General features: G+C 68.1%; 16 protein-coding genes and 1 tRNA gene. 13 read left to right on the top strand and 4 right to left on the bottom strand.

Going from position 1 to position 20,933, the window contains the following annotated elements; translation table 11 throughout:
- The first annotated feature begins 174 nt into the window (after nt 1-174).
- The 8 genes from J2W22_RS08810 (at nt 175) to mobA (ending at nt 10,679) form a co-directional block, all read left to right on the top strand.
- Complete coding sequence (locus J2W22_RS08810) at nt 175-1,461, top strand: nitrate/nitrite transporter (RefSeq protein WP_307117847.1); 1,287 nt, start codon at nt 175-177, stop codon at nt 1,459-1,461.
- Nucleotides 1,461-2,642, top strand: coding sequence for an alginate export family protein (locus J2W22_RS08805; protein WP_307117846.1), 1,182 nt, complete (start codon nt 1,461-1,463; stop codon nt 2,640-2,642). Before J2W22_RS08810 ends, J2W22_RS08805 begins: the two co-directional genes overlap by 1 nt.
- 10 nt (nt 2,643-2,652) lie before the next feature.
- On the top strand, nt 2,653-5,118 hold the full coding sequence (gene nirB, locus J2W22_RS08800; protein WP_307117845.1) for a nitrite reductase large subunit NirB: 2,466 nt from the start codon (nt 2,653-2,655) through the stop codon (nt 5,116-5,118).
- On the top strand, nt 5,115-5,453 hold the full coding sequence (gene nirD, locus J2W22_RS08795) for a nitrite reductase small subunit NirD (RefSeq protein WP_307117844.1): 339 nt from the start codon (nt 5,115-5,117) through the stop codon (nt 5,451-5,453). Before nirB ends, nirD begins: the two co-directional genes overlap by 4 nt.
- Nucleotides 5,454-5,574: 121 nt before the next feature.
- Nucleotides 5,575-8,157, top strand: coding sequence for a nitrate reductase (locus J2W22_RS08790; RefSeq protein ID WP_307117843.1), 2,583 nt, complete (start codon nt 5,575-5,577; stop codon nt 8,155-8,157).
- A complete protein-coding gene (cobA, locus tag J2W22_RS08785) occupies nt 8,150-8,920 on the top strand; it encodes a uroporphyrinogen-III C-methyltransferase (protein ID WP_373422952.1) in 771 nt (256 codons plus the stop codon). Before J2W22_RS08790 ends, cobA begins: the two co-directional genes overlap by 8 nt.
- On the top strand, nt 8,917-10,149 hold the full coding sequence (locus tag J2W22_RS08780) for a molybdopterin molybdotransferase MoeA (RefSeq protein WP_307117841.1): 1,233 nt from the start codon (nt 8,917-8,919) through the stop codon (nt 10,147-10,149). Before cobA ends, J2W22_RS08780 begins: the two co-directional genes overlap by 4 nt.
- Complete coding sequence (gene mobA / locus J2W22_RS08775) at nt 10,149-10,679, top strand: molybdenum cofactor guanylyltransferase (RefSeq protein ID WP_307117840.1); 531 nt, start codon at nt 10,149-10,151, stop codon at nt 10,677-10,679. The genes J2W22_RS08780 and mobA overlap by 1 nt, the downstream gene beginning before the upstream one ends.
- Before the next feature lie 27 nt (nt 10,680-10,706).
- Here mobA and J2W22_RS08770 read toward each other — a convergent pair.
- Nucleotides 10,707-10,792, bottom strand: a tRNA-Tyr gene (locus J2W22_RS08770).
- A 123-nt stretch (nt 10,793-10,915) separates the two neighbouring features.
- On the opposite strand from J2W22_RS08770, the gene J2W22_RS08765 reads away from it, so the two are divergent.
- The 3 genes from J2W22_RS08765 to J2W22_RS08755 are packed head-to-tail and all read left to right on the top strand — an operon-like array spanning nt 10,916 to nt 14,075.
- The gene (locus J2W22_RS08765; RefSeq protein WP_307117839.1) at nt 10,916-12,550 is read left to right on the top strand and encodes a M20/M25/M40 family metallo-hydrolase; all 1,635 of its coding nucleotides are present in this window, start codon (nt 10,916-10,918) and stop codon (nt 12,548-12,550) included.
- Nucleotides 12,550-13,299 carry a 23S rRNA (guanosine(2251)-2'-O)-methyltransferase RlmB gene (gene rlmB / locus J2W22_RS08760; RefSeq protein WP_307117838.1) on the top strand — a complete coding sequence of 250 codons (750 nt, stop codon included), beginning with the start codon at nt 12,550-12,552 and terminating at the stop codon, nt 13,297-13,299. Before J2W22_RS08765 ends, rlmB begins: the two co-directional genes overlap by 1 nt.
- 17 nt (nt 13,300-13,316) lie before the next feature.
- On the top strand, nt 13,317-14,075 hold the full coding sequence (locus J2W22_RS08755) for a hypothetical protein (protein ID WP_307117837.1): 759 nt from the start codon (nt 13,317-13,319) through the stop codon (nt 14,073-14,075).
- Nucleotides 14,076-14,271: 196 nt separating this feature from the next.
- On the opposite strand, the gene J2W22_RS08750 is transcribed toward J2W22_RS08755, so the two are convergent.
- Nucleotides 14,272-14,589, bottom strand: coding sequence for a 2Fe-2S iron-sulfur cluster-binding protein (locus J2W22_RS08750; protein WP_184000760.1), 318 nt, complete (start codon nt 14,587-14,589; stop codon nt 14,272-14,274).
- Between the two features lie 63 nt (nt 14,590-14,652).
- Between J2W22_RS08750 and J2W22_RS08745 the strand changes: the two genes are divergently transcribed.
- Nucleotides 14,653-15,276, top strand: a complete 624-nt coding sequence (locus tag J2W22_RS08745; protein ID WP_307117836.1) for a DNA-3-methyladenine glycosylase family protein — start codon at nt 14,653-14,655, stop codon at nt 15,274-15,276.
- 124 nt (nt 15,277-15,400) lie between these two features.
- On the opposite strand, the gene J2W22_RS08740 is transcribed toward J2W22_RS08745, so the two are convergent.
- Together J2W22_RS08740 and J2W22_RS08735 are read right to left on the bottom strand one after the other, a co-directional pair.
- Nucleotides 15,401-16,282 carry an ROK family protein gene (locus J2W22_RS08740; protein WP_307117835.1) on the bottom strand — a complete coding sequence of 294 codons (882 nt, stop codon included), beginning with the start codon at nt 16,280-16,282 and terminating at the stop codon, nt 15,401-15,403.
- A 146-nt stretch (nt 16,283-16,428) separates the two neighbouring features.
- Nucleotides 16,429-19,539, bottom strand: coding sequence for a TonB-dependent receptor (locus J2W22_RS08735; RefSeq protein ID WP_307117834.1), 3,111 nt, complete (start codon nt 19,537-19,539; stop codon nt 16,429-16,431).
- Between the two features lie 361 nt (nt 19,540-19,900).
- Between J2W22_RS08735 and J2W22_RS08730 the strand changes: the two genes are divergently transcribed.
- A complete protein-coding gene (locus tag J2W22_RS08730; protein WP_307117833.1) occupies nt 19,901-20,932 on the top strand; it encodes an aldo/keto reductase in 1,032 nt (343 codons plus the stop codon).
- Nucleotide 20,933: the final 1 nt, after the last annotated feature.

The raw sequence follows: 20,933 nt of genomic DNA, 5'->3' as shown, positions 1-20,933 counted from the left end.
ACTTCGCGTCAGCTTAAGCGAGTCGCCCGAATGGCCGGGTGACGCATATCGGATCTTCGCGGCGAAGTAGGCGCGAGCATCCACCGGAATTCAGCAAAGCCGCTGTCCGATCCCCGCCTCGCGGGAGATCGACAGCGGCTTTTTTCGTGCCTGCGGCACAGGAAGGCAGAGCGGATGAAGATCGCGGAACTGGCGCGCGAAGGCTTCGAGGCGATCGGCGGGGGTGCCGACATCGACAGCTTCCCGCAGCGCAAGGCGAAGTCGGCATTCTGGAGCAGCGGCCACACGCCGACGCTGATCGCCGCCTTCCTCTATTTCGACCTGGCCTTCATGGTCTGGGTGCTGCTCGGCCCGCTCGCGCCGGAGATTGCCCGGGATATCGGGCTGAGCCCGGCGCAGAAGGGCCTGATGGTGGCAACCCCCACCCTCGCCGGCGCGATGCTGCGCCTGCTCGTCGGGCTGCTCGCCGACCGGATCGGGCCGAAGCGCACCGGCGTGATCGGCCAGGTGATCGTGATCGCCGGCCTGCTCACCGCCTGGCGGCTGGGCGTGCACAGCTTCGCCGGCACGCTGGCGCTGGGCGGCGTGCTCGGCTTTGCCGGCGCCAGCTTCGCGGTGGCGCTGCCGCTCGCCAGCCGCTGGTATCCGCCCGAGCATCAGGGCAAGGCGATGGGCATTGCCGGCATGGGCAATTCGGGCACGGTGCTCGCCGCGCTGTTCGCGCCGATGCTCGCCAAGGCGTTCGGCTGGAACGCGGTGCTGGGGCTGGTCTGCATCCCGCTGGCGATCGTGCTGGTCGTCTATGTCGTGCTGGCCAAGGATGCGCCGAATCAGCCCGCGCCCAAGCCGCTCGCCGCCTATCTCGAGCCGCTCAAGACCGCCGATGCCTGGTGGTTCATGCTGTTCTACGGCGTCACATTCGGCGGCTTCTCGGGTCTCGCCTCCTCGCTGACCATCTATTTCAGCGACCAGTTCGCGCTCAGCACGATCACCGCCGGCTATTGCACCGCGGCCTGCGTGTTCGCCGGATCGCTGGTCCGCCCGCTCGGCGGCGCGCTGGCCGACCGGGTCGGCGGCGTCGCGGCGCTGACCGCCGTCTATATCGTCGCGGCGATCGCGTTGCTCGGGGTCAGCACCTCACCCGCCAGCCTCGGCGTCGCGCTCACCCTGTTCGTCATCGCGATGCTGGCGCTCGGCACCGGCAATGGCGCGGTGTTCCAGCTGGTGCCGCAGCGCTTCGGCAAGGAGATCGGCATCCTGACCGGGCTGGTCGGCATGGCCGGCGGCGTGGGCGGCTTCTACCTCGCTTCCTCGCTCGGCTTCGCGCGCCAGGCGACGGGCAGCTTCGGCCCCGGCTTCCTGATCTTCGCGATGCTGGCGCTGGGCGCGCTTGCCGCGCTGACCTTCGTCAAGGGCAAGTGGCGGATGCGCTGGGCGGCAGCCGCGGGGGTGCGGATCTGATGCGCGCACTGGCGCTCCTTCCCTTCGCGCTCATCGCCACCCCGGCGGCGGCGCAGGAGATGAAGCCGCTGGTCGACGCCCGGCTTCGCTATGAGGGCGTCGATCAGGCAGGGATCGCCCGCGACGCCGATGCCCTTACGCTGCGGGTCCGTGCCGGGTTCGAGCTCAAGCAGGGCGATTTCGCACTGCTCGCCGAGGGCGAAGGCACGCTGGCGCTGGTCGAGCGCTACAACAGCAGCGTCAACGGGCGCATCGCCTACCCGACCGTGGCCGATCCCGAGAATGTCGAGGTCAACCGGATCCAGCTCCAGTATCGCGGGATCAAGGATACGGTCTTCACTGCCGGCCGCCAGCGCATCGCGCTCGACGATCAGCGCTTCGTCGGCAATGTCGCCTGGCGGCAGAACGAGCAGACCTTCGATGCCGTCCGGGTCGAGAGCAAGGCGCTGGGGCCAGTGGCGATCGACGTCACCTATGCCTGGGCGGCGCGGACTATCTACGGCGTGGAAAGCCCTATCGCCGGGATCGGCGGCGACAATGTCTTCGCGGGCGCGACGGCGAAGCTGGGCCCGGTAACGGCCAAGGGCTTCGCCTATCTGGTTGACCAGGACGCGACCGGGCGGCGGCAATTCTCAAGCCAGACCTATGGCGGACGGGCAACGACCACCCTCCCCCTCGGCCCGGCCAAGCTGTCGCTGGTCGCGAGCTATGCCCGCCAGTCGGACTGGCGGGACAATCCCAATCGCTATGCCGCCGATTACTGGCTAGCCGAGGGGCAGCTGCAGGTGAAGGCCCTCGGGCTGAGCGGCGGCTATGAGGTACTCGGTGCCGACAAGGGGCTGGCGAACACCAGCTTCCAGACCCCGCTCGCGACGCTCCACAAGTTCCAGGGCTGGGCGGACAAATTCCTCGTCACCCCGGCTGAGGGCATCCGCGACCTCTATGCCGGCGGTAGCTACGCGTTGGCGCTCGGCAAGGCGCCGACGGTGACGCTCCAGGCGATCTACCACCGCTTCGACAGCGACCGGAACGCCCGCCTTTACGGCGAGGAATGGGACCTGCAGCTCGGCTTCAAGCCGGCCAAGCACCTCGCCGCCCTGATCAAATATGCCGATTACCGCGCCACCAGCTTCGCGACCGACACGCGCAAGCTGTGGCTCCAGCTCGATTTCAGCCTGTGAGTGACCAATCATGACGCATCACATCGAACGCCCGCACCTTGTGGTGATCGGCAACGGCATGGCCGGTTGCCGCGCCGTGGAGGAGCTGCTCGCCCGCGATCCGAACCGCTACCGCGTGACGATCTTCGGCGCCGAGCCGCATGTGAACTATAACCGGATCATGCTCTCGCCTGTTCTCGCCGGCGAAAAGACGTTCGACGAGATCGTGATCAACCCGCGCGACTGGTATGACGGCAACGGCATCGAGCTGGTCGCCGGCGACAGCGTCACCGGGATCGACAGGGAGGCACGCACCGTCACCGCGGCCAGTGGGCGCAGCGTCAGCTACGACAAGCTGCTGATCGCCACCGGCTCCGATCCCTTCATCATCCCGGTGCCGGGCAAGGACCTGCCCGGCGTGATCAGCTTCCGCGACATGAAGGATGTCGACGCGATGCTCGCCGCGGCAGAGCGCGGCGGCGACGCGGTGGTGATCGGCGGCGGCCTGCTCGGGCTCGAGGCGGCGCATGGCCTGACGTTGCGCGGCATGAAGGTCACCGTGCTCCACCTGATGCCGACGCTGATGGAGCGCCAGCTCGACGAGGCGGCCGGCTGGCTGCTCAAGTCCGAACTGGAATCGCGCGGCCAGACCATCCTGACCGGCGCCGACACCGCCGAGATCCTGGGCAATACCCATGTCGAGGGCGTGAAGCTCAAGGACGGGCGGGTGATCCCGGCCAGCCTGGTGGTGATGGCGGTCGGCATCCGTCCCTCGACCGCGCTCGCCCGCGAGGCCGGGCTGGCGGTGGGCCGCGGCATCCAGGTCGACGATCACATGGTCACCAGCGACCCCGATGTGCTCGCGGTCGGCGAATGCGTCGAGCATGACGGCAATGTCTATGGCCTGGTCGCGCCGCTCTGGGAGATGTGCCGCGCGCTCGCCGACGGGCTGGTCGAGGCGCCCACCGGCTATCGCGGCTCGGTCACCTCGACCAAGCTCAAGGTCTCGGGCATCGACCTGTTCTCCGCCGGCGACTTTTCGGGCGGCGACGGCGCCGAGGACATCGTGCTGCGCGACGCCAGCCGCGGCATCTACAAGCGCGTGGTGGTGAAGGACGACCGCATCGTCGGCGCGGTGCTCTACGGCGATACCGCCGATGGCAGCTGGTATTTCGACCTGCTCAAGAAGCAGGAGGACATCTCCGAGCTGCGCGACCTGTTGATCTTCGGCCAGGCCTTCGCCCAGGGAGGGGGGCAGGCGGACCCTAAAGCGGCCGTTGCGGCGCTCTCGGACGATGCCGAGATCTGCGGCTGCAACGGCGTGTCCAAGGGCCAGGTCGTCGCCTGCATCGAGAAGGGCGCGTGCAGCCTCGATGCGGTGCGCGCGGGGTGCAAGGCATCGGCGAGCTGCGGATCGTGCACCGGGCTGGTCGAGACGTTGCTCGCGGTGACGCTGGGCGACGCGGTCCAGTCCGGCCCGAAGACGATGTGCAAGTGCACCAGCTTCGGCCATGACGATGTTCGCCGCGAGATCGTCGCGCAGGGCATGCGCTCGATCCCCGAGGTGATGCAGAAGCTTCATTGGTCGACGCCCGATGGCTGTTCGAGCTGCCGCCCAGCGCTCAACTATTACCTGCTCTGCGCGCTGCCCGGCGAATATCAGGACGACCAGCAGAGCCGCTTCGTCAACGAGCGGATGCACGCCAACATCCAGAAGGACGGCACCTATTCGGTCGTCCCGCGCATGTGGGGCGGGATCACCACCCCGCAGGAGCTGCGCGCGATCGCCGATGTCGTCGAGAAATACGACGCGCCGATGGTCAAGGTCACCGGCGGCCAGCGGCTCGATATCTTCGGGATCAGGAAGGAGGATTTGCCCGCCGTCTGGGCCGATCTGAATGCCGCCGGGATGGTCTCGGGCCATGCATACGGCAAGGCGCTGCGCACGGTGAAGACCTGTGTCGGTTCCGAATGGTGCCGCTTCGGCACGCAGGATTCGACGGGCCTGGGCGTGAAGCTGGAGCGCGGCTTCTGGGGCAGCTGGATGCCGCATAAGTTCAAGATGGCGGTCTCGGGCTGCCCCCGGAACTGCGCCGAGGCGACGATCAAGGATTTCGGGGTGGTCTGCGTGGACTCGGGCTACGAGCTCCATGTCGGCGGCAATGGCGGCATCCATGTCCGCGCGACCGACCTGCTGGTGAAAGTCGCGACCGAGGAGGAGTCGCTCCATTATGCCGCCGCCTTCGTCCAACTCTACCGCGAGGAGGCGCGCTATCTCGAGCGCACCGCGCCGTGGATCGAGCGCGTCGGGCTGCAGTACGTCAAGGACCGGATCGTCGAGGACGCGGAGGCGCGCGACGCCCTCGCCGCGCGCTTCTGGCACTCCCAGACCTTCAGCCAGGACGACCCCTGGGCCGAGCGCGCCGCCGGCCAGGAACGCGAACAGCACGCGCACATGGCTGCCTTCAAACCCATGCTCCAGGAGGAAATCGCATGATCGGCGAGTGGCTCGACATCGGCTGGCTGCAGGAGATCCCGGTGCGCGGCAGCCGCACCGTGCCGGTCGAGGGCGGCGAGGAGATCGCAGTGTTCCGCACCGGCGACGACAAGGTGTTCGCGCTGGTCAATCGCTGCCCGCACAAGGGCGGCCCGCTCAGCCAGGGTATCGTCCATGGCCACAGCGTCGCCTGCCCGCTGCACAACTGGAACATCGCGCTGGCGACCGGCCAGGCACAGGGCGAGGACAAGGGCTGCACACCGGTGATCCCGGTGAAGGTCAGCGGCGGCCGCGTGCTGATCTGCCGCGCGGGTGCGCTAAGGGCTGCTGCGTGAGGGAGAATTTCTCTTCTCCCTCTCCCCTCCTGGGGAGAGGGTCGGGGAGAGGGGAAAGCGCCACGCGCCATCGATACGCCCCTCTCCCCGGCCCTCTCCCCGCGAGCGGGGAGAGGGAGAAGTGACCCGCACCACCTGCGCCTATTGCGGAGTCGGCTGCGGGATCGTCGCGACGCGAACCGGCGCGCGCGCGGTCGCGATCAAGGGCGACCCCGAGCATCCCGCCAATCGCGGCCGGCTCTGCTCCAAGGGCACGCATCTCGGCGAAACGGTGGGCCTCGAGGGCCGGCTGCTCCACCCGATGACCGGCAAGCGCCGGGCGAGCTGGGACAAGGCGCTGGACCTGGTCGCGAAGCGCTTCAAGCAGGCGATCGCCGAGCATGGGCCGGACAGCGTCGCCTTCTATGTCTCGGGCCAGCTGCTGACCGAGGATTATTATGTCGCCAACAAGCTGATGAAGGGGTTCATCGGCTCGGGCAACATCGACACCAATTCGCGGCTCTGCATGTCGAGCGCGGTGGTCGGCCATGTCCGCGCGTTCGGCGAGGACGTGGTGCCGGCGAGCTATGACGATCTCGACGCGGCCGACCTGATCATACTGGTCGGCTCGAACACCGCCTGGTGCCACCCGATCGTCTACCAGCGCATCCGCGCGCGCTGCGATGCCGGGGCGAAGCTGGTGGTGATCGATCCGCGCCGCACCGAGACCTGCGAGGGCGCCGATCTGCATCTCGCCATCCGCCCCGGCAGCGACGTGGCACTGATGAACGGGCTGCTCGCGCATTGCCGCGAGGCGGGGCTGGTCGATCAGGACTATCTGGCGCGTAGCGTCAGCGTGCCGGAAGGGTTCTGGGAAGGGGTCGGAGAGGGAAGCGACCTGTGGTCGGTGGCGCGGACATGCGAAGTGCCGGCCGCCGACCTCAGGCGCTTCTACGAACTGTTCGCCGCGAATCCGCGCACGATCACCCTGTTCAGCCAGGGCATCAACCAGTCGATCCGCGGCACCGATCAGGTCAACGCGATCACGAACGTCCATCTCGCCACCGGCCGGATCGGCAAGCCGGGCGCGGCGCCCTTCTCGATCACCGGCCAGCCCAATGCGATGGGCGGACGCGAGGTGGGCGGGCTGGCATCCAGCCTCGCCTCCCACATGGACTTCGCCCCCGAGAACCGCACCCGCGTCCAGCGTTTCTGGGCCTCGCCCACGATCGCACCAAAGCCTGGTCTCAAGGCAGTCGATCTGTTCCGCGCGATGGGCGAGGGTCGGATCAAGGCGTTATGGATCATGGCGACCAACCCGGCGGTCTCGATGCCCGACGCTGGCGCCGTCCGCGAGGCACTGGCGCGCTGCCCGTTTGTCGTCATCTCCGACGTGATCGCCGAGACCGATTGCACCCCTTTCGCGCATGTCCGCCTGCCCGCCACCGGCTGGGGCGAGAAGGACGGCACGGTTACCAATTCGGAGCGTCGCGTCAGCCGCCAGCGTGCGCTGTTCGAGGCACCGGGCGATGCAAAGCCCGACTGGTGGATCATCAAGGAAGTCGGCCGCCGCATGGGCTGGCCCGGCGACTTCGCCTATTCGCGCCCCGCCGACATCTTCCGCGAGCATGCGCGCCTGTCCGCCTATCAGAATGACGGGGCCCGGCTGTTCGACCTGTGCGACAAGGTCGCGATCGGCAATGCCGATTACGAGACGATGGCGCCGTTCCGCTGGGGTGGCGACGCCTTTGCCGATGGCCGCTTCCCGACCCCCGATGGCCGCGCCCGGCTGGTGCCGGTCAGCCAGATGCCCTTGCCTGCGCCGCTCGCCAACTGGCCGCTGACGCTCAACACCGGTCGTTACCGCGACCAGTGGCATACGATGACGCGCACGGGCCTCAGCCCCAAGCTCTCGCGCCATCGCGAGGAGCCCCTGGTCGAGGTCCATCCCGAGGACGCGGCCGCCCAGGGTCTGGAGGATGGTGGCCTCGCCCGCGTCTCGACCCCGCAGGGCGAGAGCCTGTTCCGCGTCCAGTTCAGCACCGGCCAGCGCCGCAGCGAGATATTCACTCCGATCCACTGGACCGACCGGCAATCTACCGGCGGGCGCACCGGGTTGCTCCCCCGCCCGCTGGTCGATCCCCATTCGGGCCAGCCCGGCTTCAAGTCGACCCCAGCCAGGATCGAAGCGGTGACCCCCGCCTGGCGTGGCTTCCTGATCACCACCGAGGCGATGGAGCGGCCCGATTGCCTGTGGGCAACCCGCGTCACCGTGCCGGGCGGCACGCTGTTCGAGCTCGCCGGCGACGGCGATGCGCAGGCGATCGAAGCGAAGCTGCCGCGCGGAGAGCGGATCGAGAGCTTCGACCGCGCGCGCGGATCGCACCGCATCGCCGTGATGCGTGAGGGCCGGCTGGTCGCGGCGCTGTTCCGCACCGAGCGCGGGATATTGCCCAAGCGCGAATGGCTGGTCGAGCAGCTGGGCCAGGCCGCTACCGCCGCGCTGCTCGCCGGCGCCCCGCCGGGCGCGCGCGAGGATCGCGGGCCGATCATCTGCCTGTGCTTCGATATCGGCCTGAAGACCATCGTCGCGGCGATCGGCAGCCAGCAGCTCACCACGGTCGAGGCGGTGGGCGCGGCACTGTCCGCGGGAACCAATTGCGGCTCGTGCCGCCCGTCGATCCGCCGGATCCTCGAAGAGAACAGGAGTGCCGCCAATGGATGAGATGCTTCCGGGCGAAGTCTGGCTGGTCGGCGCCGGACCGGGCGATCCCGACCTGCTCACCCGCAAGGCCGAACGGCTGCTGCGCACGGCGAGCGTGGTGTTCTACGACGCGCTGGTCGGTCTTGGCGTGCTGGCGCTGATCCCCGAGCATGTGCGGCTGGTGCCGGTCGGCAAGCGATCGGGCCGGCATTCGAAGGACCAGGGCACGATCGACGCGCTGCTGGTCGAGGCTGCGCTCGATGGCGAACGCGTGGTCCGGCTGAAGGGCGGCGACCCCTCGGTGTTCGGCCGCTCGACCGAGGAGATCGCTGCACTGGCCGCGGTCGGGATCAAGGCACGCATCTGCCCAGGCATCACCGCGGCGAGCGCGGCGGCGGCTTCGGCCGGCATCTCGCTGTCGTTGCGGGGCCTTGCGCGCCGTGTCCAGTTCGTCACCGCGCATGTGCGGGCGGGCGAGCCGCTGGCACTCGATTGGGCGGCGCTCGCCGATCCGCACAGCACCACCGCTTTCTATATGGGCCGGGGCGCCGCCGGCGAGATCAGCCGCCAGTTGATCGCCGCCGGGCTGGACGGCGCCACCCCGGTGCTGGTCGCCTGCGACATCAGCCTGCGGGGCGAGCGGCTGCTCCATACAAGGCTCGACCTGCTGCCGATCGCGACCAGTGCGATCGCCGGGGACAAGCCCACGCTCCTGCTGGTCGGCGAGGCGGTGGCGAGCGGTGGCGCGGGAATCGCCGCGGAACTGGCGGAGCGCTGCGCATGAAGCATGTCCGGATTGCCGAGGAGGAGCGCGTGCCCTGCGGTGCTTCGCTGCGGTTCGATGCCGCCCAGGCGATCCTCGCCGCGCTTGCCCAGCCGCTTGGGACGGAGCGCGTGCCGCTCGCCAAGGCAGGCAGGCGCGTGCTGGCGGAGCCGGTCTGCGCGGCGATGGACATTCCGTCACGCGATCTGGCGGCGATGGACGGCTTTGCAGTGCGCGAGGCCGATCTTGCCGCTGGGCTGCGCCGGTTCGCGGTGGTCGGCACCGCCTATCCGGGCGCGCCGTTCGATGGGACGGTCGGGCAAGGCGAGGCAGCGAGGATCATGACCGGCGCGCCGATGCCCGCAGGCGCCGACCGGGTGTTGATGCGCGAGCTGGTCACCGCTGCGGATTCTACCATCACGCTCGACAGTCCGGTCCCCGCCAAGCCGCATGTACGGATGCGAGGATCGGACACGGCGGCCGGAACGATCGTACTGCCGGCGGGGAGACTCCTCGATCCGCGCGCGCTCGTCGTCGTCGCCGCAGCCGCCGACGCAGCAGTGCTGACCGTGTGGCGCACGCCGCGGGTCCGCGTGATCGCGACCGGTGACGAGTTGGTGCGGGCCGGCGAGGCACAGGCGAGCGGCGGCGTGCCCGACAGCCTGTCCGAAGCGGTGCTGCTGATGGCCAGGCAATGGGGCGCCAGACCGCTTGGTGCCGCGCAGGTGCGCGACGACCCGGCGCTACTCACTGCAGCGGCCGAGGCGGCGCTGGCAGACAGCGACGTGCTGGTCCTGTGCGGCGGTGCCTCGCGCGGGGATCGCGACTTCGCCAAGGTCGCGCTGGTGCCGCTCGGCCTGGAGCTGGTTTTCGCCGATATCGCGATCAAGCCAGGCAAGCCGATCTGGCTCGGCCGGGTCGGCCCGAAGCTGGTGCTCGGCCTGCCGGGCAATCCCACCGCGGCGATGACGGTCGCCCGGCTATTCCTCGCGCCGCTGTTGACGGCGCTGGGTGGGCGCGGCGTGGGCCCGGCGCTGCGCTGGGAGCGCATCCCGCTTCTCGAGAACGTCACCGCGGGCGACCGCGAGGCGTTCCTCTGTGCCGAGCGGCTGGACGAAGGCGCTCGTGTTCTCGCCCGCCAGTCGGCATCGGCGCAGTGCATGCTCGCCCTGGCCGACACGCTGGTCCGCCTTCCCGCCGGTGCCGGCACGCTGTCCGCCGGCACGCGCGCCGAGACGCTGCGCTTCTGATGCGGATCCTCGGCGCGGTCCTTGCCGGCGGCCGGTCGCGCCGCTTCGGCAGCGACAAGGTGCTGGCGGTGCTGGAGGGCAGGCCGCTGATCGCGCACGCGATCGAGGCGCTCGCCGCGCATGCCAATACGGTCGTCAGCTGCGGGCGCGACTGGCCGGGCCTCGCTTCGCTTCCCGACAATCCCGCCGGCGGCCACGGCCCCCTGGCCGGCCTGAATGCCGCGCTACGTCACGCGGCGGAGAACGGCTTCGACATGGTGCTGTGCGCGCCGATCGACGTATATCCCTTGCCTGGCGCGCTAGCGCTCCTGTTAGGCGAATCGCCCGCGGTGCTGCGGACGCAATGGGCCGTCGGGCATTGGCCTGCCGCGCTGGGCCCGGCACTCGACCTGCACCTGGCGAGCGGTGCGCTGTCGATCCGCAGCTGGCTGCAGGCGAGCGAAGCGCGGCTTATCGACGATGCGCATCTGGGTCTGCGGAACATCAATTTCGTGAAGGACCTGCCGGTTCCGCTCGCCCCGGGCGAGTGACCTTCCCGATTCGCGCTGGCGGGAAGGTGGTGGACAGGGCTGGATTCGAACCAGCGTACGCTTGCACGGGCAGATTTACAGTCTGCTGCCTTTAACCACTCGGCCACCTGTCCATGGCGCCGTTCGGCGAGAGGGGGGCCATTGCCGAAGCAGAAGCCCCCTGTCAACGCCTTGCGCGCAGTCTTTGCGCGGCATAGCGTCCGCCGCTTCCTGATACTATACTCCCCGGGGGCCCAATGCGCCGACTTTCCTTCGCCATCGCCACGCTGCTCGCAGCCACTGCCATGGCGCCGCTCGCCATCGCCAAGGGCCCGGACGGCCCCGCCGCGTCGAGCGCACCCGTCGACAAGATCGTCGACGAAGGCACCAACCGCAGCGAAGTGATGCGCGTCGCCCAGTATCTGACCGACGTGATCGGCGCGCGACTCACCAATTCGCCGGGCATGCGCCAGGCCGAGGAGTGGACCCAGGCCAAGTTCCGCGAATGGGGCCTGGTCAACGTCCACAAGGAAGGCTTCGAGTTCGGCAGGGGCTGGTCGGCGAAGAACGCCAGCGTGAAGATGGTCGCGCCGCGTCCGCTCACCCTGATCGCCGCGCCGCTCGCCTGGACGCCGGGAACCAACGGCTCGATCACCGGCCAGATCGTGCTCGCGCCGATGGCCGACGAGGCCGCGCTCGACCAGTACAAGGGCAAGCTCAAGGGCAAGATCGTGCTGCTCACCGAGCCGGCCGACATCACCGACGCGACCACCCCCGATTTCCGCCGCTATGAGGACGCCGATCTCGACAAGGCCGACACCTTCCAGCTGCAGAATGGCGGCGGCAGCGCGAATCGCCGCCCGAGCAGCGCCAGCCGCATGGCCTTCGCGGCCAAACGCGACGCCTTCCTGAAGGCCGAGGGCGCGATTGCGTACGCGACGATGTCGTCGCGCAACGGCAAGCTGGTGCACGGCCAGAACAGCCAGTTCCAGGTCGGCGCCACCCCGCCCCTGCCGGGCTTCGAGATCGCCGCCGAAGATTATCGCCGCCTCGCCCGCCTCGCCAAGATGGGCGCGGCGCCAAGCCTCGAGCTCAGCAGCGACGTCAGCTATGACGACAGCGACACCAAGGCCTACAACATCCTGGCCGACATCCCCGGCACCGACGCCAAGGCCGGCTATGTGATGGCCGGCGCCCATATGGACAGCTGGGCGATGGGCGATGGCGCGGCGGACAATGCCGCCGGCGTCTCGATGGTCATGGAAGCCGCGCGCATCATCAAGGCTTCGGGCATCAAGACGAAGCGCGCGATCCGCTTCGCGCTGTGGTCGGGCGAGGAGCAGGGCCTGCTTGGCTCGATGGCCTATGTCGAGAACCATGTCGCCAGCCGCCCGGTCGATCCGGCGCTGACCGGCACCGCGCGATACATGAACTGGAGCAAGGCCTTCCCGATCAAGCCGGGCGCCGATCACGGCAAGCTCGCCGCCTATTTCAACCTCGACAATGGCTCGGGCAAGATCCGCGGCATCTACACCCAGGGCAACACCGCGGTGGTGCCGATCTTCCGCGAGTGGATGGCGCCGTTCAACTCGATGGGCGCGACCAAGGTGGCGACCGGCCGCACCGGCAGCACCGACCACGTCTTCTTCGACGCCGTCGGCATCCCGGCCTTCCAGTTCATCCAGGATCCGCTCGACTATGGCTCGAACGTCCACCACACCGATGTCGATACCTTCGACCACCTGAAGGCCGACGACATGCGCCAGGGCGCGATCATCCTCGCCGCCTTCCTGGTCAACGCCGCCAATGCCCCCGAGCCGCTGCCGCGCCTGCCGCTGGCGAGCGAGCCCAAGGCATCGGACGAATTCTACGCCGCACCGGGAGCGCATTGATGGCAAAGCGTGGACATCGGCCGAGCCAGGCATCGTCGAACCGCCCGCGTTTCTACGGGCGGCACGCGGTGCTGGCGGCGCTGGACAATCCCGAGCGGGTGGTGCGCAAGATCTGGGGGACGCACGACGCGCTCGCCAATCTCGACATCCCGGCGACGATCCCGATCACCTTCGCCAATGCCGCCGATCTAGGCCGGCTGGTGCCCAGCGACGCGCCGCACCAGGGGCTGGTCGCCGAAGTCGATCCGCTCGAGGAGATGTGGCTGGGCGACCTGCTGGCACAGGGGGCGGGCGACAATCGCCCGCTCATCGTGCTCGACCAGGTGACCGATCCGCACAATGTCGGCGCGATCCTGCGCTCGGCGGCGGCGTTCGACGCGCTCGGCATCGTCACCCAGGACCGGCACGCGCCGAGCGAGACGGGCACGCTCGCCCGCGCCGCGGCGGGGACGCTGGAGCAGGTGCCGTGGTGCCGCGTGGTCAACCTGGCCCGCGCGCTGGAGGAGATCGCCGAGGCGGGCTTCTGGCGGATCGGCCTGACCGGCCATGCCAAGGGCACGCTGGCCGAGGTGATGGGCGAGCAGCGCAAGGTCGCGCTGGTGCTCGGCGCCGAGGGCGAGGGCATGCGCCAGAACACCGAGGCGCATTGCGACGAACTTGCGAAGCTTCCGATCTCGGATAAGGTCGAGAGCCTGAACGTGTCCAATGCCGCGGCGATCGCCCTCTATGCGGTGACCACCCGCAGCTGAACGCCAAGGGGGATTCCATGCTGCATCGTCTGAAGGCCGCCCTGTTCGCGCTGGCCGCACCGCTGGTGCTGGCCAGCTGCCTGTTCGTGCCGGGCAAGTTCGAATCGGCGCTGACCATCCATGCCGACCGCACCTTCACCTTCTCCTACAAGGGCGAGGTGATGGCAGTCGACCTGCAGGGCTTCATGGGCAAGGCGATGCAGGAGGGCATGGCGGACGCGGCCAAGGAGAAGTCCGGCAAGAAGGGCAAGACGCCCGAGAAGGAGCCGGACTTCACCCTGACGCCCGAGGAAAAGGCCAAGCAGGACGAGAATTTCCGCAAGCTCGCGGTCGAGATCGCCAAGGAGGCCGGCTATCGCAGCGTCGAATATCGCGGCGACGGGCTGTTCTGGGTCGACTACCAGATCTCCGGCACGCTCGATCACGGCTTCGTCTATCCGTACAATCTCGACAACCAGATGGTGATGCCGTGGATCGCGGTGGAGCTGCGCGGCAAGGACCTGATCCGCATCAAGGCGCCGGGCTATGTCCGCGAAGGCGGCAAGGGCAATGGCATGGGCGACATGAGCGCGCTGGGCGCGGGCCTGGGCGACATGGGCCAGGCCTTTTCCCGGCTGGAAGGCACCTTCGTGCTGACCACCGATGCCGAGCTGGTGAGCCAGAACAACGAGGCCGGCGCGGTGACCGTTGGCAAGGATAAGGTCGTCACCTGGAAGACCGACACCAACACCGACGATGCGCCGATGGCCTCGATCCGGGTGCGGGCGGTGCAGTAACTTCTATCCCTCTCCCGCTTTTGCGGGAGAGGGAGGGAGCCGCGAAGCGGCGGAAGGGTGAGGGAGGGAGCCGCGAAGCGGCGGAAGGGTGAGGGCACGCAAGGCGACCGGAGCGCTTGCCTCTCGCTCAGCCCCTCACCCGGCCTGCGCTTCGCGCGGCCACCCTCTCCCGCAAAAGCGGGAGAGGGTTATTCAATCAATCCTCTTCCGCGATCCTTACCCGCAGGCCGTCGAGGTCCGGGCCGAACGGGATCTGGCACGACAGGCGCGAATATTCGTCGCGGTCTCCGGCGCTGTCGAGCAGATCGTCCTCGTCCATGCTCATCTTCGGCAGTTTGGCCGCAAATTCCGGATCGACATGGACGTGGCAGGTCGCGCACGAGCAGCAGCCGCCACACAGCGCGAGCAGCTCGTCGAAGCCGCTCTCGCGGATCACTTCCATCACGCTAAGGCCCGCCTCGCCCATGACCTCGCGCTCTTCACCACTCCTGGTCACGACGATAAGCTTGGGCATGACGTTCTCCTTCTATGGCCCCGTCCATGCCGCCGAACGCGGCGCTTCGCAAGGCGGTGCCCCATGGGCCTGAGCGCGGAGCAGCTCCGGGCGTCGCTCGACGCACTCGCAGCGCGCGAGCCGCTGATCGCGGCAGCGATCGGGCGCGTCGGCTATCCCCCGCCCCGCATCCGCGACCGCGGCTATGAGACGCTGCTGCGCACCATCGTCGGGCAGCAGGTGAGCGTCGCCGCGGCGCAGTCGATCTGGAACAAGATGGCCGCGCAACTGGGCGCGCTGACCGATCCGGGCAATGTCGCGCGGGCCACTCTAGACGAGCTGCGCGCCGCCGGGCTGTCGCGCCAGAAGGCCGCCTATGCCCATAGCCTGGCCGAGGAAGTGACCAGCGGCAGGCTCGACCTGGCTGCCCTGCCCCAGGACGACGAGGCAGCGATCGCCCAGCTGGTGCGGATCAAGGGCATCGGCCGCTGGTCCGCCGAGGTCTATCTGCTGTTCGCCGAGGGGCGCCCCGATATCTGGCCGGCGGGCGACCTGGCGGTGCAGATCGAGGTTGGCCGGATCATGGGCCATGCCGAGCGGCCCAGCGAGAAGCTGACCCGCGAGATCGCCGAGGCCTGGCGCCCCCACCGCGGCGCGGCGGCGGTGTTCGCGTGGCACCACTATAATTCCGAGATGGACGTGATTTGAGGCCAGCCACGCTGATTCAAATCATCGTCATCCCCGCGCAGGCGGGGATCCAGAGCCAAGAAGCGATGCGGCAGAGAAACCCTGGATCCCCGCCTGCGCGGGGATGACGGATTATATTGGGGGGTTACGCCCCCAGCCCCACCGCGATCCCGCCGAGTGGCCCGGCCATCGTCCCCAGCCCGGGCGCGCCGACCCGCATGTCGATGGCCTCCGCCCATTCGGCAAGCGCACCATAGCCGCCCAGGCTCTTAACCAGCCGGGTGCGGATGCGCGGGAAGAGCGTGTCGCGGGCCGCCACCACGCCGCCGCCGATGGCGATGCGTTCAGGCGCCGCGGTGACGACGAGATTGTGGAGCATGCCCACGAGATCATGGACGAACAGGTCCCATTCGGGCCCGTCATCGGGCAACTGGTCGCCCGGCACGCCGAAGCGCTGGGCGAGCGCGGGGCCGGAGATCAGCCCTTCCAGGCAATCGCCGTGGAAGCGGCACCAGCCGGCATAGCTGTCGCCCGGCGCACGCGGCAGGCGCATATGCCCCGCCTCGCCATGCGCCCAGCCCATCACCGGCCTGCCACCGGTGACCAACCCGACGCCGACGCCAGTGCCGATCGTGATATAGGCATGCGACGACATGCCCTGCGCGGCGCCCCAGCGCCCTTCGGCAAGCGCAGCGCCATTGACGTCGGTCTGGAAGCCGATCGGCTTGCCGTAGCGCACCTCGAGCCGATGGACGAGATCGGTGCCGGTCCAGCCCGGCTTGGTCGTCGCGGTGATCGAACCATAGTCGCTGCGCGCAGGATCGAGGCCGACCGGACCGAAGCTCGCCACGCCGATCGCGTCGAATCCCCAGCGATCGAGCACCGCCTCGATCCCCGCCAGCGTGGCGCCCGGGTCCGTGGTCGGCACCGTCACCCGATCGCGCACATCATCGGGTCCTGTGGCAAGGAGCGCCACGCATTTCGTGCCACCGAGTTCGAGCCCGGCGATCAGTTTTTCCTGCGTCATGCGGTTTCGCTAGCGTGGTTAAGGCCGGCAAGAAAGCGCCGGAGAAAAAAGAGGCCGCCCGAAGGCGGCCAGATCACCATGGAGGATGGGTTGGGCAGCGGCGGCCGGTTGAAAGGCCCGGCCGCCACTCCCCCTTTGCGACCCGATCAGAAGCGGCCCCGCAGCCCGATCATGACCTGGCGGCCCGGATCGTAGAGCGTGAAGGCGGCATTATCGAACTGGAAGTAGCTGCGCTGCTTTTCCTTGGTGAGGTTGATCACGTCGAGGGTGAGTTCCGGCGCCCATTTCAGGTCGAACACCTCGGCGAAGTCGACGCTCGCCGACATGTCGAACTGCTGATAGTCGTTCGAATAGAGCCGGGCGAGTGCGATGCCGTTCTGGTTCGCATCCGACGAGACCGAGCCACGCTGGAAGGTGGTCGACAGGCGGACATTGATGCCACCCTTCTCGTAATAGCCGCTGATGTTGTAAGTCACCGGCGACACGCCCACGGCGACCGCCGGGGCAGCGCCCGAACCGGTCTGGTCGATCAGCGTCAGGTTGGCGTTGAAGCCGAAGCCGTTGAGGCCGATCTTGCCGAGCAGGAAGTCGAGCGGCTGCACCCAGTTCACTTCGAGGCCGTTGACCTTGAGCGTGCCAGTCGCGTTGACTTGCTGGTTGAGCACGACAGTGGCGCTGTTCGGGCCGCCACGCGAATTGATCGCGATCTGCTGGGTGGGCGTCAGCGTATCATAGGTGACGCCGTAGGCGGCCAGTGCCGTAAATGGCACCGTCACCGTACCGGTGGTGGTGAAGCCGGTCACCGCCTTGCGGAAGGCAGTGAAGCCGACATAGCCTTCCTTGCCGGTATAATATTCGAAGCCAAGGTCGATATTGGTCGACAGATAGGGATCGAGCGACGGGTTGCCGACCGAGCCGACATCGGCCGAGGGCGTCGAGAAGTTGAGGCCCGGCAGCATCGTGTTCGGATTGGGCCGGGTCATCGTCCGCGAGACCGCGGCGCGGACCACCGCCGCATCCCCGATATGGAAGGCGCCGCTCACCGACGGCAGCCAGTTCTCGTAGCGCGAGTCGGTGTAAACGAAGTTGGTGATGTTCGGATAGCAGCTGCCGTCGCGCGGATTGCCGGTGCCCGGGCAGGCATTGGGCAGCGGGCCCGCGCCGTCCGGATCCTGCGAATTGCGCGGGTCGCTGATCGAGACGCGACCGCCGATCGTCTGGTCGGTGCGGACATAGCGGACGCCGGCATTGTAGTTCAGGTGGTTGTTGTCGCCGATCTGCAGGTCGCCATTCACCTCGGCATAGGCGCCGATCACCTTCTCGCGGACATAGCCGCCGCTGGCGCCGGTGTTCGACGAGCCGGCCTCGGGCGCGGCGTTGTGGAACGCGTCATAGTTAGAGGCCGCCTTGAACGCGTTCCAGTCGACCGTGACGAAGCCGGCCGAGGTCGGGCGCAGCAGGCTGGCGAGCTGGGCGTTGGAGATCAGCGAGCCGCCATAGGTGACGGGGCCGGTCGCACCGCTCGAATAGCCGGTGCCATAGGCCGGGTAGCTCGGATAGCCTGCCGGTGCCGCGCCGGGCTGGACCAGGCCGTTGCACGGCGGCTGGGTGTTCGGCGAAGGCAGGAACACGCTCGGCGCGTTGCCGCAAACCGCATTCTGCCAGGCCTGGCTATTGTCGTACGCGTTGATCCGCCGCGACGTGTCGTCCCAGGCAGCGCCGACCTTGATGTTGAAGCTGTTGTCGCCCCAGGTCAGGTTGCCGCGGATGCCCTTGGTCTCGGTCTCGCGCTTCTCGTCCTGGATGTTCACGCGCCCACCCGGCCAGGCGAAGTTGGCGGGGTTGTTGAGGTCGATATTGGTGGTGATCGACGGGACGTCGCCGCCGGTGTTGTCATAGTTCACCGTCACGCCCGAATTGGGCGCGGTCAGCACCACGACGCTCGGCGATTCGCGGTGGAAGCTCGACCAGGTGTAGTTGGCCGCGACATCGACCTTCAGCTTGTCGGCAAGCTGCCAGTCGAAGCCGGGATTGACGCCCCAGAACTTGGTCTTCTCGATGAACGGGCGATATTCGAGGAACCACTGGGCGTTGGCATAGGTGCCCTTGGTCACCACGCAGCCGGCGGTGCAGTCCGAGCGGTCATATTGGGTGTTGAGCGGAATCGCCGCGCCGTTGCGGCCGACCCAGTTCATGTCGACACGCTCGAGCTGGTTGTCCTTCCACCCGAACATGCCGTCGACATAGGCGTGGAAGCTGTCGCCCTTGTATTCGAGGCTGGCGATCGCGTTGATGCGGTCCTTGGTGCCCTGCTCGAACATCGGGCGGCCGAGACGCGGGATGATGCCATTGTCGAGCTGCGAGATCGAGGCACCCGGATTGCGGGCGAGCAGAAAGGCCTGGTCGATCGTCGTGCCGGTGACGAGGCCGTTGCCGGCATTGGCCGGCACGGTGCCCGGGATCGTCCAGTTGCCGCCCCCGGTGGGGTTGCAGCCGCTGGCGGCGCCGCACTGCGCCGCGGACAGGTTCGGGTTGGTCCAGCCGATCGTCTCGAAGCCGGTGCTGCGCACCTTGTTGTGGACGCCGGCGACGCCGAGCAGGATGCCGAAATCGCCCATCGTGGTGCTGCCGAGCAGCGAGCCGCGATAGCCCCAGTCCTTCGAATTGGTGTTCTTGGTCAGTTGCGCGCCATAGGTGAGGCGCGTGCCCGCGCGATCGAACGGCCGGGCGCTGCGCATGTTGACCGTGCCGGCGGCGCCGCCCTCGACCTGGTCGGCGATGCCGCTCTTGTTCACCACCAGCGAGGTGAACAGCTCGGTCGGGAACATGTCGAGATCGACTTCGCGGTTGGTGTTCTGCGAGTCGGTACGGCCGGTCGAGGCGACCGCCACCGGTGCGCCGTTCAGCAGCACGCGGGTGAAGTTGGTGCCGAGGCCGCGGATGGTGACGTTGAGGCCCTCGCCGGTCACTTCGCGGGCGATGGTCACGCCCGGAATGCGGTTGAAGCTCTCCGCGATGTTGGTGTCCGGGAACTTGCCGATGTCCTCGGCGAAGATCGAGTCGGTGAAGCCGACCGAGTTCTTCTTCGCATTGGTCGAGCTGGCGAGCGAGGCGCGATAGCCGGTGACAACGATCGACTGCTCTTCCTCGGGCACATTCTGCGCCTGCGGGGCGGGCGTGTCCGAAGCGGTGGTCGACGTCTGGGCAAGCGCGGGCCAGGCCGAGCCGGCAAGCAGCGCTGCCCCCATGATTGCCATGCGGCGCGCAGCCGAACGAGATGCAACTCGGGCGTGCATAAATCCCCTCCTGTAAGGGCCTCTTCCGGGCCATAGCTCGCATCGCACAGCACGATGTTAGCGGTCACATTTGGCTATGCCTGACAGGCGCGGCTGTCAACTCATACATTTGCACTCAATAAGTTCGACGTGATTGCAATGCCTTAACCACGCGGTGTTAGAACATTGCGGCTCCGCAACTTATTGTATGAGTTTGCTGACACCGTTGCCGGTGCTCGACTCAGGCGACCGCCGCGCAAATTTCGCGCTCCGTTGCCATTGCGGCGGCGCACTGGGGACCACATTTGCCGGGCCTCTCCTCCCTCCCTTCCCAGAGGTACCCATGCGCTACAACCAGCTCGGCCGCACCGGCCTGATCGTCTCCGAACTTTGCCTCGGCACCATGACCTTTGGCGGCGAAGGCGAGCTTTGGGGAAAGATCGGCCAGCTCCAGCAGGAAGAGGCCGATGCACTCGTGAAGGCCGCGCTCGATGCCGGGATCAATTTCTTCGACACCGCGAACATGTATTCGGAGGGCCGGTCGGAACAGATCATCGGCCAGTCGCTCAAGAATCTGGGCGTGGCGCGTGACGAAGTGGTGGTGGCGACCAAGGTGCTCGGCCGGATGCACGCCGGCCCGAACGGCGCCGGCGCATCGCGCGGGCATATCCTGGCGCAGGTGGAGAAGAGCCTGGAGCGGCTCGGCACCGACTTTATCGACCTGTACCAGATCCACGGCTTCGACAGTGCGACGCCGTTCGAGGAGACGCTCTACGCGCTCGACAGCCTCGTCCGGAAGGGCGTGGTGCGCTATGTCGGCCTGTCCAACTGGGCGGCGTGGCAGGTGATGAAGGCGGTCGGCATCGCCGCCGCGAAGGACTATGCCCCGATCGCCTCGCTCCAGGCCTATTACACCCTCGCCGGGCGCGACCTGGAGCGGGAGGTGATCCCGATGCTCGACAGCGAAGGCGTGGGCCTGATGGTATGGAGCCCGCTCGCCGGCGGCTTCCTGTCGGGCAAGTACACCCGCGAGGGCGAAGGCGAGGGCCGCCGCGCCGCGTTCGACTTCCCGCCGGTCAACAAGGACCGCGGCTATGCCGTGATCGACGTGCTGCGCGCGCTGGCCGAGGCCAAGGGCCGCTCGGTCGCGCAGCTCGCGCTGGCCTGGCTGCTGCATCAGAAGAGCGTCTCCACGGTGATCCTGGGCGCCAAGCGCCCCGACCAGCTGGCGGACAATCTGGGTGCGGTGGACGTAGCGTTCACCCCCGAGGAGCTGGCCCGGCTCGACGAAGTCAGCAAGCTGCCGGCCGAATATCCCGGCTGGATGATCGAGCGCCAGAACGGCTATCGCGGCGGGCCGAGCGAGCGCCGGTAAG

The organism is Sphingomonas kyeonggiensis, from assembly GCF_030812785.1.
Lineage (GTDB): Bacteria > Pseudomonadota > Alphaproteobacteria > Sphingomonadales > Sphingomonadaceae > Sphingomonas > Sphingomonas kyeonggiensis_B.
This window is presented reverse-complemented; position numbering and strand designations above follow the sequence as displayed.

Bases quoted from the DNA above. Each gene is read 5' to 3' on its own strand.
- J2W22_RS08765 (WP_307117839.1), top strand. From the start codon at position 10,916: ATGCGCCGACTTTCCTTCGCCATCGCCACGCTGCTCGCAGCCACTGCC.
- rlmB (WP_307117838.1), top strand. From the start codon at position 12,550: ATGGCAAAGCGTGGACATCGGCCGAGCCAGGCATCGTCGAACCGCCCG.
- J2W22_RS08745 (WP_307117836.1), top strand. From the start codon at position 14,653: ATGGGCCTGAGCGCGGAGCAGCTCCGGGCGTCGCTCGACGCACTCGCA.
- J2W22_RS08730 (WP_307117833.1), top strand. From the start codon at position 19,901: ATGCGCTACAACCAGCTCGGCCGCACCGGCCTGATCGTCTCCGAACTT.
- J2W22_RS08810 (WP_307117847.1), top strand. From the start codon at position 175: ATGAAGATCGCGGAACTGGCGCGCGAAGGCTTCGAGGCGATCGGCGGG.
- cobA (WP_373422952.1), top strand. From the start codon at position 8,150: ATGGATGAGATGCTTCCGGGCGAAGTCTGGCTGGTCGGCGCCGGACCG.
- nirB (WP_307117845.1), top strand. From the start codon at position 2,653: ATGACGCATCACATCGAACGCCCGCACCTTGTGGTGATCGGCAACGGC.
- mobA (WP_307117840.1), top strand. From the start codon at position 10,149: ATGCGGATCCTCGGCGCGGTCCTTGCCGGCGGCCGGTCGCGCCGCTTC.
- J2W22_RS08740 (WP_307117835.1), bottom strand. From the start codon at position 16,282: ATGACGCAGGAAAAACTGATCGCCGGGCTCGAACTCGGTGGCACGAAA.
- nirD (WP_307117844.1), top strand. From the start codon at position 5,115: ATGATCGGCGAGTGGCTCGACATCGGCTGGCTGCAGGAGATCCCGGTG.
- J2W22_RS08780 (WP_307117841.1), top strand. From the start codon at position 8,917: ATGAAGCATGTCCGGATTGCCGAGGAGGAGCGCGTGCCCTGCGGTGCT.
- J2W22_RS08735 (WP_307117834.1), bottom strand. From the start codon at position 19,539: ATGGCAATCATGGGGGCAGCGCTGCTTGCCGGCTCGGCCTGGCCCGCG.
- J2W22_RS08755 (WP_307117837.1), top strand. From the start codon at position 13,317: ATGCTGCATCGTCTGAAGGCCGCCCTGTTCGCGCTGGCCGCACCGCTG.
- J2W22_RS08805 (WP_307117846.1), top strand. From the start codon at position 1,461: ATGCGCGCACTGGCGCTCCTTCCCTTCGCGCTCATCGCCACCCCGGCG.
- J2W22_RS08750 (WP_184000760.1), bottom strand. From the start codon at position 14,589: ATGCCCAAGCTTATCGTCGTGACCAGGAGTGGTGAAGAGCGCGAGGTC.